Origin of the sequence: Streptomyces paromomycinus (assembly GCF_003865155.1) — a bacterium.
Lineage (GTDB): Bacteria > Actinomycetota > Actinomycetes > Streptomycetales > Streptomycetaceae > Streptomyces > Streptomyces chrestomyceticus.
The window spans coordinates 5,013,686-5,029,085 of sequence record NZ_BHZD01000001.1; the positions used below are offsets into that span (position 1 = coordinate 5,013,686).

Consider the following 15,400-nt stretch of genomic DNA (forward strand, 5'->3'; position numbering starts at 1 on the left):
CGATCGCGGGGCGGAGCCCGTTGGCCGTCCCGCAGGCGAGGACCGCTATGCGCCACCCGGCAGCCGGTAGACCGACACATGGGAGCCGGACTCGGCCGTGAACTCGCCGCCCTCCCAGTCCGCATGCCGGCACTCCAGCTCGAACCCCGCCAGCTGGGCCATGAGATCGAGTTCGGCGGGCCAGATGTAGCGGTGGGGGCTGCGGGCCAAGTGGGCCTTGCCGTCTTCGGTGTAGCGGAAGTGGTGGGAGGTGAGGTGCTGGTGGAGGGGGTCGTAGGTGTCCACGCCGAGGTAGCCGGGGTCCGAGGTGAAGACCACGGCGTGCTGGCCCGGCGGGAGTTTCCGCAAGGCGGGTACTTCCAGTTCGATGACGAAACGGCCGCCCGGGGCGAGGTGGCGGGCGGCGTTGCGGAAGCACTCGACCTGTTCGGGCTGGGTGAGGAGGTTGGAGATGGTGTTGAAGACGAGGTAGACGAGGTGAAAGGGGCCAGGGGCGGTGGCGGTTGCCATGTCGCCGATGACGACGGGGATGGTCGCCTCGTCGGCCTTTGCGCGTAGTTGGTCGATCATGGGCTGGGACAGCTCGATGCCGGTGACCGGGACGCCGCGCCGCGCGAGCGGTACGGCTACGCGGCCGGTGCCGACGGCGAACTCCAGCGCCCGGCCGCCGTCCGCCAGTTCCGCGAGGCGGTCCACGGTCGGGTCCAGTACCTCGGGGGCGAACATTCCGGTGCCGGGCGTGTCGTAGCGGCGAGCGGTTTCCGCGTCCCAGAGGGCTTCCTGATCGACGTGAGCGTCCTGAGCGTCCTGTCGTAAGGGCATGGCGTTCAGGGTGCTCTCGGTGGGGCTCGGCGGCAAAGGGTTTTGTGCGTGCGTCGCCGGGTGGGGACGCACGAAGCCGCCGTGTCAGTCCTCGTAGTGCATCCGGTGGGTCTCCTCGACCACCGGGGCCGCCGGACTCGGCGGCTGCATGCGGCGGCGCTTGAAGATGCTGACGTACGCCGCGATGCCGATGATGCCGACCGCCATCAGGATCAGACCGACGAGGTGGAGGTTGACTCCGGCCATCTGCCAGTCCACCGCGAAGGTCAGGATGCCTCCCAGCGCGAGCAGACCGATGCACCATCCGATGCCCATGGTTGTTGCCTCCGTACGCAATTGGATGTTCCGGGCCGGTCGTTGACCGGGTACCCGGGGCCGGTGGGGGCAATCGCGTGAGTCGGGGGGCCGGGAGACATGGCTGGACCGCGTCGTTCCGGGGACGGGGGCTTACGGCCGTACGGCGCGGTTCACGTCGTACTGCCAGTACGTCACCCGCGCGCCACCGTCGAAGCGGACACCGCCGGGCAGCTGGACGCGTGCGCGGGCCCCGGGTATGCCGTGGCCGCGGTGGTCCGTGAAGCCGACCGACAGGGCGTGCCGTTCGGGGGCGGAACCGGCGGCGGACGGCGTGAGGGCGGCGTACGCGGTGCCGCCGGGGGCGAGCGTGAGGGGCGAGCGGGGCGCGCTGCGGGTGTTCGGGGCGCTGGTGGGGGACACGTCACCGTCCCGCAGACGCGGGTACCCGTACAGATCGCAGGCAGCGGCGGAGGTGTTGGTGACCTGGAGGAGGAGGCGGCCGGGCGGCTGGGGGAGGGGCTTGGCCGCGACCACCACCTTCGAGGAGTCGCAGGCCGGGCGGCCGCTGTTGCCGACGGCCTGGCCGGTACGGGAACTGCTGGGCATGCCCGGACCCAGCGGCTCGTCCGAGCCGCCGGAGTCCTTCCCGAAGGGGTGGAACGGCTTGGCGTCGCTGGTCTTGAGCGCCTCCTGCCCGCCGCAGGCGGTGAGCAGGCCGAGGACGGCCACGGCCGTGAGCCCGGCGGCAGCGGTCCGCAGGATACGGGTACGCGTGCGCCCGCCGTCGGCACGGCGGCGGGCGCTGTGGGCGGTGGCGGCCTCCGTAACGGTGTGGCGCGGCATGGGGGCTCCCGGGGTAGCTACGTCTGCTGCATGCTGTACTGCCACCCTGACGTGCTCCCCTGGCGCCTGGCTAACGCTTGCCTAACGGAATCGGCCCGGATCGGCGCGATCGGCTACTGCTCCCCGGCGCCGCTTCAGCACGGGCCGCCGACGACGGTGCGGAGCGCGCCGCCCGCGTTCTCGTCGTCGGTGCCGAGCACACCGTGGCGGGAGTGCGGCAGGCAGGCCAGCGCCTCTATTTTGTGGCCTGTGTAGCGGCCGAGAGGCTTCGGGGTCTTCCGTACGGACAGCTGTACCGCGCCCCGGCCGTCCACGGACACCGTCCCCGCGTCGTAGAGGGCGGAGTCGAACGGGCCGTCGTCACCGTCGTCCGAGGCGGCGGAGACCTTGAGCGCGCCGGACGCGCTGATCTTCAGGTCGCTGACGTGCCGTACGTGCGCGGCGGGGTACGGCGCTCGGAACGTGGCCGTGACCGGGGCGGAGAAGGCGCGCCGGGTGAGGTCGAGGCGGGCGGCGCGCAGCGTGCCGGGGCGGCGGTCCTCGCCGCGGTCGGCCCACACGGCGACGAGCCGGTGCCCCTGGGAGGTGAGCGCGAAGCCCTCGTAGTTGTCGTCCTCCGAGGCGCCGGGGACGGTGAAGGTGCCCAGGACGCGCGCCCCGCCCGCGTCCGTGTCCAGGCGCAGGTGGTAGCCGGTGCCGTCGCTGGCCAGGGCGACGTACTCGCCGGGCCGGCCGGGGACCGCGTCGAGCGCTTCGAGGTCGGCGGGTGTCCGGCTGCCCCGCCAGGCGAGCGGGCGCACCTGGGGGCGGTCGCCGGGGCGCAGGCGTATGAGGGCCAGCCTGTTCTCGCCGGGCTCCTTGTTGTCGCGGGCGACGAGGAGGTCGGTCCGGCCGGGCCGGGAACCCGGTACGACGGCGAGGCCGCTTATCCCTGACGTGATGCCGTCACCCACCTTCTGCCAGGCGGGGGCGGCGCGGTGTGCGGACCGTGCCGTGGCGGACTGTGCCGTGGCGGACTGGGCGGCGACGAGGGAGGCCGTGCAGGCGAGAGCCGCGGCCGCGGCCGTGTACCGGAGTTTGATCATGCGCATCCGGAGACGGTAGGGGGTACCGGCCCGGAAGGGAACAGCTCGAACGTGGGGTGGGACCGGGGAGGTTGCGCAAACGTATGGATACGGAGGGAGCTGTCCGTTCCGTCCTTCGAGGGCGTCGGGCCGGAGCGTACGCCGGGTCAGCTCCCGGCACGCTCTGCTACGACCCGCCCCGGGCGCTTGCTGCGACGGCCCGCCTCCGCCGCTGATGCCCGCCCGCCGGACCGTCCCCCGTGCTCCGGCGTCTTTGCCGGCGGTCCGTCGGCCGTGCGTCCGGCCTCGCGCCGGTCACTGCTCTCCGCTGACGTTCTCAGCCGGTGCCGGAACCCCCGCCCGGCTTCCCCTCCGGCCCCCCGGCCGGCCCTTCGTCCCGCGCGAAGAGCTGCGTCAGCGTGCTGATCGTGTAGACGTCGGTGGCCTCCTCGTCGACCAGGTGCATCTCGGTGAGCCGGTCCAAGCCCTCCTGGATGACCTCCGGGTCGGCGCCGGCCAGCGCCGCCGCGACGGACGCGTTCAGATGGCCGTCGGCGTTCGCGGCGAGCGCGCTGAGCAAGCGCGCGTCGTCCGCCGAGAGGCGGGCCACGGACATCCGCAGGGCCGCCGCGACCCCCGTGTCCTCGGCGGACAGCAGAGCCAGGCGCCGCCGTTCGTCGCGCAGTGCGGCGGCCAGGCGGGCCAGGCGCCAGCGCGGCCTGGCCGTGAGCTGTGCGGCGGCCGCGCGCAGGGCCAGCGGGAGTCCGTCGCACAGGGCGACCAGTTCCTGCGCGGCGTCCGGGTCGTCGGCGACGCGTTCCGCGCCGAGCATCGCCCCGAGCAGGGCGGTGCCTTCCGCCGCGCCGAGCGCCTGGACGGGCACCGGCCTGGCGACGTCGGTGGCGACCAGGCCGTCCAGGCGGCTGCGGCTGGTGACGACCGTCGCGCAGTGCGCGCCGCCGGGCAGCAGCGGGCGTACCTGGGCGGAGCTCTGCGCGTTGTCGAGGACGACCAGCAGCCGGCGTTCGGCCACCAGCGACCTGAACAGCGCGGAGGCCGACTGCGCGGACGTCGGTACGCGCTCCGGGGGCGTGCCGAGCGCGAGCAGGAAGTCGCGCAGGATCTCGACGGGTTCGGCCGCCGCGCCCTCGTTGAAGCCGCGCAGGTCCGCGAAGAGCTGGCCGTCGGGGAAGGCCCCGGCGTACGCGTGGGACCACTGGACCGCGCAGGCGGTCTTGCCGACGCCGGCCGGGCCGGTGACGACGGCGAGCGGGCTCTCACCGGGTACGGCGGACTGCACCACGGTGGTGAGCGCGGCGAGTTGCTGCTCCCGTCCGAGGAAGCGGGCGGGCGGCCGGGGCAGCAGACGGGGTACGGCGGGCGGGCCCGCGGTACGGCCGGGTGCGCCGCCCGTGGGGCCGCGGCCGCCTTGGGCGGGTACGCGGGGGTCCGCGGCGGTGGTGGGGTGCGCGTCGGAGGCGCCCGCCCCCTGCCGCGCGCCCTGCGCTGCCCGTCCCGTGCCGTGCGTCGGGCCGGTCGCGCCGCCGTCCTGGCCGGTGCCGGAATCCGCGCCGCCTCGTCCGGCCCCCGCTTCCTCCGCGCGCAGAATCTCCTCGTAGGCGCCCTTGAGCCGCGCCCCGGGGCCGACGCCCAGTTCCTCGTCGAGCAGGCGCCGGGTCCGGTGGAACCACTCCATCGCGTCCGACTGCCGCCCCGTACGGAACAGCGCGCGCATCAGCTCGGCGACCATCCCTTCCCGCAGCGGGTTGTTGACCGCGGCCGTGTAGAGGATCGCCGCGGCCTGTTCGTGCTCACCGAGCGCCCCGTGCGCCCGGGCCAGGGCCTCGGTCGCGGCGAGCCGCTGTTCCTCCAGCGCGTGCGCGGCGGCGGCGAACGGCGGGCTGGTGACCGTGCCGGTGAGGGCCGGGCCGCGCCACAGTCCGAGCGCCTCGCGCAGCAGCGGCACCGCGTCGGCGGGCGCCGCCTCGGGACGGGCCAGCGCGACGAGTTCGGCGAAGCGGTGGGCGTCGATCAGCTCCTCGGGCAGGCGCAGCAGGTACGCCGAGCCGTGGGTGGCCAGTTCGATGCCGTACGCCTCGGCGCCGCCGCTGGCCAGCGTGGCGCGCAGCCGCGAGACATGGCCCTGGACGACGGTACGGGCGTGTTCGGGTGGTTCCTCCTCCCACAGGGAGTCGATCAACTGCTCCAGGGGAACAGTCGTGTTGGGCTGCAACAGCAGCAGCGCGAGCACGCTGCTCCGTTTGGCGGGCCCGAGTGCCAGCTCACCGGAACCGGTGGTGACGGATATCGGGCCCAGCAGGGAGAAGTCCAACTCAGCCCTCCAGGAAGGCCGTCAGGGCGCTCGCCAGCAGGTGCGGGTCCTCGCTGCCGCACAGCTCGCGCGCCGAGTGCATCGACAGGATGGCAACGCCGATGTCGACCGTGGCGATTCCGTGCCGGGCCGCGGTGATCGGCCCGATGGTGGTGCCGCAGGGCATCGCGTTGTTGGAGACGAAGGACTGCCACGGCACGCCGGCCCGCTCGCAGGCGTCCGCGAAGACCGCGCGGCCGCTGCCGTCGGTGGCGTACCGCTGGTTGACGTTGACCTTCAGGATCGGCCCGCCGTTGGGCATCGGGTGGTGGCCCGGGTCGTGCCGCTCGGTGTAGTTGGGGTGCAGCGCGTGGCCGGTGTCCGAGGAGAGGCAGACCGTGCCGGCGAAGGCGCGGGCGCGGTCCTCGTACGAGCCGCCGCGGGCGAAGACCGAACGTTCCAGCACCGTACCGAGCAGCGGGCCGTCGGCGCCGGTGTCGGACTGGCTGCCGTTCTCCTCGTGGTCGAAGGCGGCCAGCACCGGGATGTACGGCGGCTCCGCGTCGGACGTGGTGACCGCCGCCAGCGCGGCCGTACCGGCGTGCACGGACAGCAGGTTGTCCATCCGGGGCCCGGCCACCAGCTCGCGGTCGCGGCCGAGGTAGGCGGGCGGCTCGATGCTGTGGAGCATCAGGTCCCAGCCGCGTATGTCGCCGGCCGGCACGCCGATCTCCTCCTCCACGAAGGCGACCAGGTCGCCCTCGCGCACCTCGCCCAGGCCCCAGATCGGCGTCATGTGGCGCTGCTTGTCGAGCTTGAGGCCGTCGGCGTTGACCGAGCGGTCCAGGTGCACGGCGAGCTGCGGCACCCGCATCAGGGCGCGGTCGACGTTCACCAGCCGGGTGCTGCCGTCGCGCAGCGTGACCCGCCCGCTCAGGCCCAGGTCACGGTCGAGCCAGGTGTTGAGCAGGGTGCCGCCGTAGACCTCGACGGCGACCTGCCGCCAGCCGCGGTGGCCGGTGTCCGGGATGGGCTTGACGCGCAGGTTGGGCGAGTCGGTGTGGGCGCCGACGATGCGGTACGGAGTGGCCGCGGTGGCGCCCTCCGGGACGTACCAGGCGATGATCGCCCCGCCGCGCAGGACGTACTTGCCGCCGCTCTCCCCGTCCCAGGCGTCGGTCTCGGCCACCTGCCGGAACCCCGCCTTCTCCAGCCGCTCGGCCGCGTTGGCCACTGCGTGGTACGGCGAGGGCGAGGCGGCGAGGAAGGACATCAGGTCGTCGGTGTGGCCGCGGTCGAAGCGGGCGGAATGGCTCATGGATTCAGCATAAGGACTAGCGGGAGCCCTTCCCCGGTATACGAATCCGCATGCATCACGGTATGGGAACCGGAACGCCCCGAAGGTGGCCCGGCGACCGGCGTTCGCGCGGCTCCCGGAGGCCCGTGACCACGGCTCATGGAGGCCTGCGTGCGGGTTGCGGGAGGTGTGTGTCCGCGTCCCCCGGAGGCCCGTACGGGTACCCGGGCGGCCCGTACGGGAAGCTCCCGGGAGCCCGTTCGGGCACCTTCCGCCGAGTCCGTACGGCAGCCTCCCGAACGACGATGCCCGCCTCCCCGGGGGATGGGAGGCGGGCAACGCCAGTCTGGCGCGCTTGTCTGAGAACGCTGTGAGAGCGTCCCGTGCACCGGTATTTTCCGGACGGGGCTTAAGCCGGCCTTAGAAGACCCGCAGGACGCGCCGTGCCCCTCGGGTCACCTCAGAACGCGGCCTCGTCCAGCTCCATCAGCGACTGGTCGACGGTCTCGGCCAGGCCACGCTGCACGGACACGCCCGGCAGCACGTTGTGCGCGAAGAACTTCGCCGCCGCGATCTTGCCCTCGTAGAACGGCTTGTCCTTGCTGGAGGCGCCCGCCAGCTTCTCGCTCGCGACCGCGGCGCCCTTCAGGAGCAGGTAGCCGATGACGACGTCGCCGGAGGCCATCAGCAGGCGGGTGGTGTTCAGCCCCACCTTGTAGATGGACTTCACGTCCTTCTCGGTGCCGGCCAGGTCGGTCAGCATCGCGCCGACGATCGCCTCCAGGTCGGCGGCTGCCGTGGCCAGCTCGCCGCGGGCGGCCTCCAGCGCCTCGCCGCCGACGGCCTCCGCGAGGAACTTCTTGATCTCCTCGGAGAGCGCGGTCAGTGCCTGGCCCTGGTCCCGGACGATCTTCCGGAAGAAGAAGTCCTGGCCCTGGATGGCGGTGGTGCCCTCGTAGAGGGTGTCGATCTTGGCGTCCCGGATGTACTGCTCGATCGGGTACTCCTGGAGGTACCCGGAGCCGCCGAAGGTCTGCAGCGACTGGGCCAGCTGCTCGTAGGACTTCTCCGAGCCGTAGCCCTTGACGATCGGCAGCAGCAGGTCGTTCAGGCGGGTCGCGGCGGAGGCGTCCTCGCCCGCGGCCTCCTTGGCGATGATCTCGTCCTGGACGGTCGCGGTGTAGAGCACCAGGGCGCGCATGCCCTCGGCGTACGCCTTCTGGGTCATCAGGGCGCGGCGCACGTCGGGGTGGTGGGTGATGGTGACGCGCGGCGCGGTCTTGTCGGTGAAGGCGGCGAGGTCCGGGCCCTGCACGCGCTCCTTGGCGTACTCCAGGGCGTTGAGGTAGCCGGTGGAGAGGGTGGCGATGGCCTTCGTGCCGACCATCATCCGCGCGAACTCGATGATCTTGAACATCTGGCGGATGCCGTCGTGCTTCTCGCCCAGCAGCCAGCCCTTGGCCGGGTGGTTGGCGCCGAAGGTCATCTCGCAGGTGTTGGAGGCCTTCAGGCCCATCTTGTGCTCGACGTTGGTGGCGTAGACGCCGTTGCGCTCGCCCAGCTCGCCGGTCTCCCAGTCGAAGTCGTACTTCGGCACGATGAAGAGCGACAGGCCCTTGGTGCCCGGACCGGCGCCCTCGGGACGCGCCAGCACGAAGTGCACGATGTTCTCGGACATGTCGTGCTCACCGGAGGTGATGAAGCGCTTGACGCCCTCGATGTGCCAGGTGCCGTCCGCCTGCTGGGTGGCCTTGGTGCGGCCGGCGCCGACGTCCGAACCCGCGTCGGGCTCGGTCAGCACCATGGTGGAGCCCCACTGCTTGTCCACCATCAGCTGCGCGATCCGGTGCTGCTCCTCGGTGCCCTCCTCGTGGAGCACACCCGCGAAGGCCGGGCCGGAGGCGTACATCCAGATCGCCGGGTTGGCGCCCAGGATGGTCTCGGCGAAGGCCCACAGCAGGGAGCGCGGCGCGGTGGTGCCGCCGATCTCCTCCGGGATGCCCAGCCGCCACCACTCGGCGTCCATGTACGCCTGGTAGCTCTTCTTGAAGGTGTCGGGCACCGGCGCGGTGTTGGTGTCCGGGTCGAAGACCGGCGGGTTGCGGTCGGTGTCCGCGAAGGAGTCCGCCAGCTCGTTCTCGGAGAGCCGGGCGATCTCGCTCAGCACGCTCTTGGCGGTGTCGACGTCCATCTCCGCGAACGGTCCGGTGCCGTACACGGCGTCGCGGCCGAGCACCTCGAAGAGGTTGAACTCGATGTCGCGGAGATTCGACTTGTAGTGGCCCATGGGTACGGCTCCGTAAGGTTCGGGAGGAGACCCAGCGCTTGGAAGCGAGGGACCTCAAACGCAATACCAGCAAGTAGCTACGATGATGCTACCCGTCGGTAATAAGAAGCAACCCCTGACCGCCCATCTGTGACGAGCGTCAATGAGCGGCGCCAGGGCCCCCGCCGTGCGTCCTCAGGGGCCGTGATGCCCTGTTTGTGCTGGTCCGGAGGGGCCGGGCGGCCCTGTCGTACGGTCGTTGCCCGTCGCGGTACGCCTACCGCCACTGCTGCGACGTGCCACTGGTGGTCACCCGGCACACGGCGGGCTCGCCCGGCCCCGGGGACTTCCCCGAGGCGACCTGGCGCTCGCCGTCGAGCAGGATCCGGCAGGAAGCCGTCCCGTTCCCGGCCGGCCGCACCTCCAGCCACGCCTCCTCGCCGGCGTCCACGACCACCGTCTCGCGCCAGGGCAGGCGCGTCCCGCCGGTCTCCTCCTCGTGCTCGTCGCCGCTGTCCGAGTGCCGGTAGCGCACCTCGGCGGCCCGCGGCGGCCCGCCCGTGGAGGTGGCCTCGTACGTCAGGGACCAGGACGCCTGCGCGTCCCTGAGCTGGATGGCACCGAACAGCATCAGCCCGCAGGCGGTCAGGGCGCTGACGGTGAGCAGCACGCCGCCGCGGGTGACGCGCGGCTTCGGTCGATCGCGATCGGTCATCGGTGCGGGGCCTCGGTCGGTCGGCGGACTCGGAGCTCTTCCAACGTAGCGGCGTACGTACCGCGCCGACTCAGTACGCTGTGCCGCATGTACGGCTACGACCAGAACGCGGGCGCCGGGCAGCAACAGTACGGTGCGCCCCCGCCGCAGCACCCGGCCCCCGGCGGCTACGGCGAGCAGCCCCTCTACCCCGAGCCGTCCCCGCCCTCCCTCGCCGACGCGGTGCGGGCCTTCACCACCGGCTCGATGTCGGCGGAGGACTTCCAGGGCATCTTCTCCACCTCCAAGGTCTACTGCCCGCGCGGCGACAACCCCGGGTTCCTGGCGCTGCACAACACGCAGCAGCCGGTCATCCCGATGTTCACCTCGCTCAAGGAGCTGCGCCGGTACGCGGGCAAGGAGTCCAAGTACTTCGTGATCACCGGCGCCGAGGTCCTGGACCTGCTCCCCACCGGCTACGGCTTCGTGCTGGACATGGAGGGCGACCACCGGATGGTCTTCGACGCCAAGTCGGTGGAGCAGATGGTCGACTTCGCGATGCGCCGGATGTACGGCTGAAACACGCCCGAGGGCGGCATCTGACGGCGGCACCCGGGGGTGCCGCCGCACACTTCCACAAGCCCCGGCCCGGTCCCGCGCCCGTCACTCCAGCCCGGCCTGCGCCTTCGCCACCAGCTTCCCGTCGGCGAAGGTGAGCGAGGCGCTGCCCAGCCCGTCGGCGGCGGTGCAGGTGTAACCGGTCGCCGAGCTGCCCGCGAGGTCGGTGTCCGAGTTCTTCTCGCACCTCCCCGCGACGGCCAGCGCTTCCTTCAGGCTCATGCCGGTCCGCAGCCGGTCGTACTTCTCCTTGGTCATCGACCCCTTCCGCGCCTGGTCGCCGCCGAGCCCCACCTGCCCCTTGGCAGCCAGCCGCCCGTTGCTGAACGTGAACGTCGCCGCGCTGAAGGCCTCGGCGCCCCGGCAGGTCAGCACCTTGCCGCGGACCCCCGCCACCTCGTCCTCCGCCGAGGACTCGCACGGGCCGGTGATCGCGGTGACCTCGCGCTCGGTCATGCCCGTACGAGGTGGCGGTGCCGCGTACGGCGAGCCGGGCGGTGCCGGCTGTCCTTGATCCGAGGCCGCCGGGGACCCTGGTCCGGCTGCCTCCACCCTTGTCCATGGCCCGCTGGGTCCTGAGCGGATGTGCCCATGCGTCCAGAGTGCCCGCGCCGCCCGCCCGGCGCGAGAGGCGTGGGTGTGCCGGAAGTGGTACGCCGCCCACCGCTTTCGGGCGCCGCTCTGACCAGCGCTTTTGTCGGCGCACGTGCCGCGGGAATGGGCGGCACCTTGCAGGTTGTTCAGAGTTCAACTAAGTTGAACGGCGAACGACCGAGGAGGCCGTCATGCCCGCAGTGACCGTAGAGAATCCGCTGACCCTGCCCCGGGTGGCGGCGCCCGCCGACGCCCGGCCGCGGGCCGTGCTCGCGGTGTCCACCGCGCCCGGCGGGTTCGAGGGGGAGGGCTTTCCGGTGCGCCGGGCCTTCGCCGGCATCGACTACCGGCACCTGGACCCGTTCATCATGATGGATCAGATGGGCGAGGTGGAGTACGCGCCGGGCGAGCCCAAGGGCACCCCCTGGCACCCGCACCGCGGCTTCGAGACCGTCACGTACCTGATCGACGGCAGCTTCATCCACCGTGACTCGCACGGCGGCGGCGGCGTCATCAACGACGGCGACACCCAGTGGATGACGGCGGGCTCCGGCCTGCTGCACATCGAGGCGCCGCCGGAGGAGCTGGTCATGACGGGCGGGCTCTTCCACGGCCTCCAGCTGTGGGTGAACCTGCCCAAGAAGGACAAGATGATGGCGCCGCGCTACCAGGACATCGGTGGCGGCCAGGTGAAGCTGCTGACCTCGGCGGACGGCGGCGCGCTGCTGCGGCTGATCGCGGGCGACATCGCCGGCCATGAAGGGCCTGGGATCACCCACACCCCGATCACGATGATGCACGTCTCGGTCAGCCCCGGCGCCGAGGTGACCATCCCGTGGCGGTCGGACTTCAACGCGCTGGCGTACGGACTGGCCGGCCGCGGCACCGCGGGCCCGCTCGGGCGGCCGTTCCGTACGGGGCAGACCGTCGTGTTCGGACCCGGCGGCGACGCGCTCACCCTCCGGGCGGACGCCACGCAGGAGTCCCGCAGCCCCAACCTGGAGGTCGTGCTGCTCGGCGGGCAGCCGATCCGCGAGCCGATGATGCACTACGGCCCGTTCGTCATGAACACCCACGCCGAACTGGCCCAGGCCTTCGAGGACTTCCAGGCGGGGCGGCTGGGGACGGTGCCGGCCGAGGGCCACTGAGCGGGGACAGCGACAGGGGACAGCGGGCAGCGGGTACGGGCCGACTCCGGTCCGTACCCGCCCGCGTCCGCTTCAAGACCGCATCCGCTCGCGGCGGAATGCCGCCCTGTTCGAGCGGCCCCGTGATCCACTGGCGGGGTGCGAAACGATCTGAGACCCCCGGACCGTCAGCCACTGCTCCCGGTCGCCGCCCGCCGCGCCGCGGCCTGGTGCGGCGTGGGCCTGCTCGTCGCCGCCGTGGCGGCCCTCGGCGTCTGGCTGTGTGTGACCCTGAGCGCCGCCGTCACCCCCGTCCTGCTGGCCCTGCTCGGCAGTGCGCTGCTCGGGCCGGTCTACCGGCGGCTGGTGGCGATGAAGCTGAACCGCTCGCTGGCCGCCGCGCTGACCTGCGCCCTGCTGGTCGTGGTGGTCGGCGGCGCCGGGTACATCGTCGTCAGCGCGCTGATCGACACCGGCGACCAGATCATCGCCTCGCTCAAGGACGCGGCCAAGGAGGTGTCCCGGCACTTCGGCGCCGCCGGCACCTCACTGGACGACATCGTCTCCAACGCCAAGCCCTTCATAGGGAAGTTCGGCGGCACCGCGGCCACCGGCGTCCTGGAGGGCGTCGGCGTCGTCGCGGCCACCCTCGCCGCGTCCGTCCTCGCGCTGTTCCTGACGTTCTTCTTCCTGCGCGACGCGGACAAGGCCGTCCGCGCCCTGCACGACTGGGCGCCCGGCGACTCCGGCCCGGGGCTGGAGCAGATGGCCCGCCGCGGCTACCAGGCCATCGAGGGCTTCATGCGCGGTACGACGCTGATCGCGCTGATCGACGCGGTCGGCATCACCGTCGGCCTGCTGATCCTCCAGGTGCCCGGCGCGTTCGGGCTGGGCGCGCTGGTCTTCGTGGGCGCCTACATCCCGTACCTGGGCTCGTTCCTGTCCGGCTCGGTGGCCGTGCTGGTCGCGTTCGCCGACGACCGGGGCCCGGCCATCGCGCTGTGGACGCTGGGCATCGTCCTGGTGGTGTTCTTCCTGGAGGGGCACATCCTCCAGCCGATCGTGCAGAGCCGTACGGTCCAGATGCACCCGGCCATCGTGATGCTGGCGATCACCGCGGGCGCCAGCGTCGCCGGGGTGATGGGGATGCTGCTGTCCGTGCCGCTGACCGCGGCGGCGTTCGGCGTGCTCTCGGAGCTGCGCCGGCACTACGCCGCGGGTTCGGGCAGCGGGTCGGCCGGTGGCCCGGCCGACCCGGCGGCCGTCGGGGCGGAGAGGTCCGCCAGTGACGGTTCGGCGCCGCCCGCCGCGTCCTCGTAGAGCTCGAACCACGTCGACTTGCCGTCGCCGCGCGGGTCCACGCCCCACGCGCCCGCCAGCAGTTCCATCAGCACCAGGCCGCGCCCCGAGGAGGCCAGTTCCCCCGGGGTGCGGCGGTGCGGCAGCTCGTCGCTGCTGTCGGCGACGTCGACGCGGATCCGGCGGCTGCCCTTCTCCCCGGTGATCTCCGCGACCAGCAGCGCGTCACCGTCGGTGTGCATCAGCACATTGGTGACCATCTCGGAGACCATCAGGACGGCCGAGTCGACCTGGTCCTCGTCGGACCAGTCGTGCAGCACGTCGCGGACCTGGTGGCGGGCCTCCGCTATCCGCTCGGGCTCGGCCTGCTTGACGGTCAGCACCGTACGGCGGACGGGCCGGTGCGCCGCCGTGCCGCCCGTACCGACTCCGCAGCTGCCGCCCTCGCGGCACAGCAGCAGCATCGCTATGTCGTCCTCGCGGCGGTCCATGAACGGACCGGTGGTGTGGTACGACGGCGGGCCGTGCACGGCCCGCACGAGCGCGTCGGCGAGCTTCTCCAGGCCCGCCGCGTCCTCCAGGGTCGGGGCGGCCATGGCCGTGGCGTTGCCGGACGGGTCCTCGGCCCCGTACGTCTCGATCACCTTGCGCAGCCGCGCCCAGCCCGACTCCAGGTCGTGCCCGCCGGTCTCGATCAGCCCGTCCGTGCAGACCAGCATCGTCTCGCCGGGCTCCAGCACGAGCCGGGTGGTGGGGTAGTCGGTGTCCGGCACGATGCCCAGCGGCAGCCCGCCCGCGGTGGGCCGGACGAGGACGGTCCCGTCGGCCATCCGGACGGTGGGGTCGGGGTGCCCGGCCCGCGCGATGTCCAGCAGGCCGGTCGCCGGGTCCACCTCGATGTAGAGGCAGGTGGCGAAGCGCGGGTCCTCGCCGCCGAACTCGGTGTCGTTGATGCCGGACAGGAAGCGGGAGGCGCGGGAGAGCACCGCGTCCGGGTGGTGGCCCTCGGAGGCGTAGGCGCGCAGGGCGATCCGCAGCTGCCCCATCAGGCCGGCGGCCCGTACGTCGTGGCCCTGCACGTCGCCGATGACCAGCGCGATCCGGCCGGACGGCAGCGTGATCATGTCGTACCAGTCGCCGCCGACCTCCAGGCCGCCGCCGGTCGGCACGTACCGCGCCGCCACCGTCATGCCGGGGATGTCCGGGTGCACCGTCGGCATCATGCTGCGCTGGAGGCCGTCGGTCAGCTCGCGCCGCGACTCCTGGTCGCCGGCGCGGGCCAGCGCCTGGGCGAGCATCCGGGCGACGGTGGTGAGCACCGAGCGCTCGTCGGGGGTGAAGGCGACCGGCGTGCCGAAGGCCGCCATCCAGGCGCCGACCGTGCGGCCCGCGCTCACCAGGGGCAGGAAGGCCCAGGACGCCCGGTGGAAGGCGGCGGCCAGCGGCCAGGTGGCGGGGTAGCGGCGGCGGTAGTCCTCGGGGGTAGGCAGGTAGATGGCGCGGCCGGTCCGTACCACCTCGGCGGCCGGGTAGTCGGTGTCCAGCGGCATGTCGACGAAGGGGGCGAGATCGCCCTGCCGGTGCCCGTGATGGCCGATGACGGAGATCCGGTCGCCCTCGATGCCGAAGACCGCCAGACCGTCCGGGCTGAAGCCGGGCATGGACAGGCCGGCGGCGACGCGCAGCACCTCGGCGGTGGAGTGCGCCTCGGCGAGCGCGCGGCCCGCGTCCAGCAGGAACGCCTCGCGGGAGCGGCGCCAGTCGCCGGTGGCCGGGGCGTGCGGGGAGGCGGTGCCGGGCTGTGTCTCGAAGATCTCCTGGACGGTGCCGACCAGCTCGTAGTCCGTGTGGTCGGTGTCGCTGCGCAGGAAGGCGCGGGAGCGGGTGCGGACGGTGCGCAGTACCCGGCCGGCGCTGTCCATGACGCGCAGCCGGGCCTCGGCGACGCTGCTCTCGGTGACGGAGAGGTTGACGATGCCGGTGATCTCGGCGAAGTCGGCGGGGTGGAGGCGGGAGCGCATGGCCGCCTCGGACAGCTCGGTGGGCTCCGCGGGCAGCCCCAGCAGCCGGGCGGTCTCGGCGTCGAGGGTCACTTCGCCCGAGACGTTGTCCCAGCGCCACAGGCCGGTCGCGGTGGCGGCCAGGAGGTCCTTGGTGCGCATTGCATC

General features: G+C 72.6%; 13 protein-coding genes. 3 read left to right on the forward strand and 10 right to left on the reverse strand.

The window, feature by feature from the left end; genetic code table 11:
- Nucleotides 1-45 precede the first annotated feature (45 nt).
- The 8 genes from OEIGOIKO_RS21235 to OEIGOIKO_RS21270 form a co-directional block, all read right to left on the reverse strand.
- A complete protein-coding gene (locus OEIGOIKO_RS21235) occupies nt 46-822 on the reverse strand; it encodes a class I SAM-dependent methyltransferase (protein WP_125055379.1) in 777 nt (258 codons plus the stop codon).
- Nucleotides 823-906: 84 nt separating this feature from the next.
- Nucleotides 907-1,137: a DUF6458 family protein gene (locus tag OEIGOIKO_RS21240; RefSeq protein ID WP_030021168.1), complete on the reverse strand. Its 231-nt coding sequence runs from the start codon at nt 1,135-1,137 to the stop codon at nt 907-909.
- Between the two features lie 132 nt (nt 1,138-1,269).
- Nucleotides 1,270-1,962, reverse strand: coding sequence for a DUF4232 domain-containing protein (locus OEIGOIKO_RS21245; protein ID WP_125055380.1), 693 nt, complete (start codon nt 1,960-1,962; stop codon nt 1,270-1,272).
- Between the two features lie 134 nt (nt 1,963-2,096).
- Nucleotides 2,097-3,053 (reverse strand): hypothetical protein, encoded by a 957-nt coding sequence (locus tag OEIGOIKO_RS21250; protein ID WP_246177461.1) that lies wholly within the window; start codon nt 3,051-3,053, stop codon nt 2,097-2,099.
- A gap of 310 nt (nt 3,054-3,363) precedes the next feature.
- On the reverse strand, nt 3,364-5,358 hold the full coding sequence (locus OEIGOIKO_RS21255; RefSeq protein ID WP_125055381.1) for an AfsR/SARP family transcriptional regulator: 1,995 nt from the start codon (nt 5,356-5,358) through the stop codon (nt 3,364-3,366).
- Nucleotide 5,359: 1 nt separating this feature from the next.
- Complete coding sequence (locus OEIGOIKO_RS21260) at nt 5,360-6,655, reverse strand: M18 family aminopeptidase (protein WP_031012416.1); 1,296 nt, start codon at nt 6,653-6,655, stop codon at nt 5,360-5,362.
- A 439-nt stretch (nt 6,656-7,094) separates the two neighbouring features.
- Nucleotides 7,095-8,921, reverse strand: coding sequence for an acyl-CoA dehydrogenase (locus OEIGOIKO_RS21265; RefSeq protein WP_125055382.1), 1,827 nt, complete (start codon nt 8,919-8,921; stop codon nt 7,095-7,097).
- A 256-nt stretch (nt 8,922-9,177) separates the two neighbouring features.
- Nucleotides 9,178-9,615 carry a hypothetical protein gene (locus OEIGOIKO_RS21270; RefSeq protein WP_125055383.1) on the reverse strand — a complete coding sequence of 146 codons (438 nt, stop codon included), beginning with the start codon at nt 9,613-9,615 and terminating at the stop codon, nt 9,178-9,180.
- An 87-nt stretch (nt 9,616-9,702) separates the two neighbouring features.
- Here OEIGOIKO_RS21270 and OEIGOIKO_RS21275 point away from each other — a divergent pair, with 87 nt between their 5' ends.
- Complete coding sequence (locus OEIGOIKO_RS21275; protein ID WP_003980379.1) at nt 9,703-10,173, forward strand: SseB family protein; 471 nt, start codon at nt 9,703-9,705, stop codon at nt 10,171-10,173.
- 84 nt (nt 10,174-10,257) lie between these two features.
- Here OEIGOIKO_RS21275 and OEIGOIKO_RS21280 read toward each other — a convergent pair whose 3' ends face one another.
- A complete protein-coding gene (locus tag OEIGOIKO_RS21280) occupies nt 10,258-10,668 on the reverse strand; it encodes a hypothetical protein (RefSeq protein ID WP_125055384.1) in 411 nt (136 codons plus the stop codon).
- A 329-nt stretch (nt 10,669-10,997) separates the two neighbouring features.
- On the opposite strand from OEIGOIKO_RS21280, the gene OEIGOIKO_RS21285 reads away from it, so the two are divergent.
- Complete coding sequence (locus OEIGOIKO_RS21285) at nt 10,998-11,954, forward strand: pirin family protein (protein WP_125055385.1); 957 nt, start codon at nt 10,998-11,000, stop codon at nt 11,952-11,954.
- Between the two features lie 138 nt (nt 11,955-12,092).
- Nucleotides 12,093-13,253 carry an AI-2E family transporter gene (locus OEIGOIKO_RS21290; protein WP_246177462.1) on the forward strand — a complete coding sequence of 387 codons (1,161 nt, stop codon included), beginning with the start codon at nt 12,093-12,095 and terminating at the stop codon, nt 13,251-13,253.
- On the opposite strand, the gene OEIGOIKO_RS21295 is transcribed toward OEIGOIKO_RS21290, so the two are convergent.
- A complete protein-coding gene (locus OEIGOIKO_RS21295) occupies nt 13,142-15,394 on the reverse strand; it encodes an ATP-binding SpoIIE family protein phosphatase (RefSeq protein ID WP_246177463.1) in 2,253 nt (750 codons plus the stop codon). The genes OEIGOIKO_RS21290 and OEIGOIKO_RS21295 overlap by 112 nt on opposite strands.
- Between the last annotated feature and the right edge of the window lie 6 nt (nt 15,395-15,400).

Coding starts and splice junctions, on each gene's coding strand:
- OEIGOIKO_RS21260 (WP_031012416.1), bottom strand. CDS start 6,655: ATGAGCCATTCCGCCCGCTTCGACCGCGGCCACACCGACGACCTGATG.
- OEIGOIKO_RS21280 (WP_125055384.1), bottom strand. CDS start 10,668: ATGACCGAGCGCGAGGTCACCGCGATCACCGGCCCGTGCGAGTCCTCG.
- OEIGOIKO_RS21245 (WP_125055380.1), bottom strand. CDS start 1,962: ATGCCGCGCCACACCGTTACGGAGGCCGCCACCGCCCACAGCGCCCGC.
- OEIGOIKO_RS21275 (WP_003980379.1), top strand. CDS start 9,703: ATGTACGGCTACGACCAGAACGCGGGCGCCGGGCAGCAACAGTACGGT.
- OEIGOIKO_RS21250 (WP_246177461.1), bottom strand. CDS start 3,053: ATGCGCATGATCAAACTCCGGTACACGGCCGCGGCCGCGGCTCTCGCC.
- OEIGOIKO_RS21285 (WP_125055385.1), top strand. CDS start 10,998: ATGCCCGCAGTGACCGTAGAGAATCCGCTGACCCTGCCCCGGGTGGCG.
- OEIGOIKO_RS21295 (WP_246177463.1), bottom strand. CDS start 15,394: ATGCGCACCAAGGACCTCCTGGCCGCCACCGCGACCGGCCTGTGGCGC.
- OEIGOIKO_RS21240 (WP_030021168.1), bottom strand. CDS start 1,137: ATGGGCATCGGATGGTGCATCGGTCTGCTCGCGCTGGGAGGCATCCTG.
- OEIGOIKO_RS21265 (WP_125055382.1), bottom strand. CDS start 8,921: ATGGGCCACTACAAGTCGAATCTCCGCGACATCGAGTTCAACCTCTTC.
- OEIGOIKO_RS21235 (WP_125055379.1), bottom strand. CDS start 822: ATGCCCTTACGACAGGACGCTCAGGACGCTCACGTCGATCAGGAAGCC.
- OEIGOIKO_RS21270 (WP_125055383.1), bottom strand. CDS start 9,615: ATGACCGATCGCGATCGACCGAAGCCGCGCGTCACCCGCGGCGGCGTG.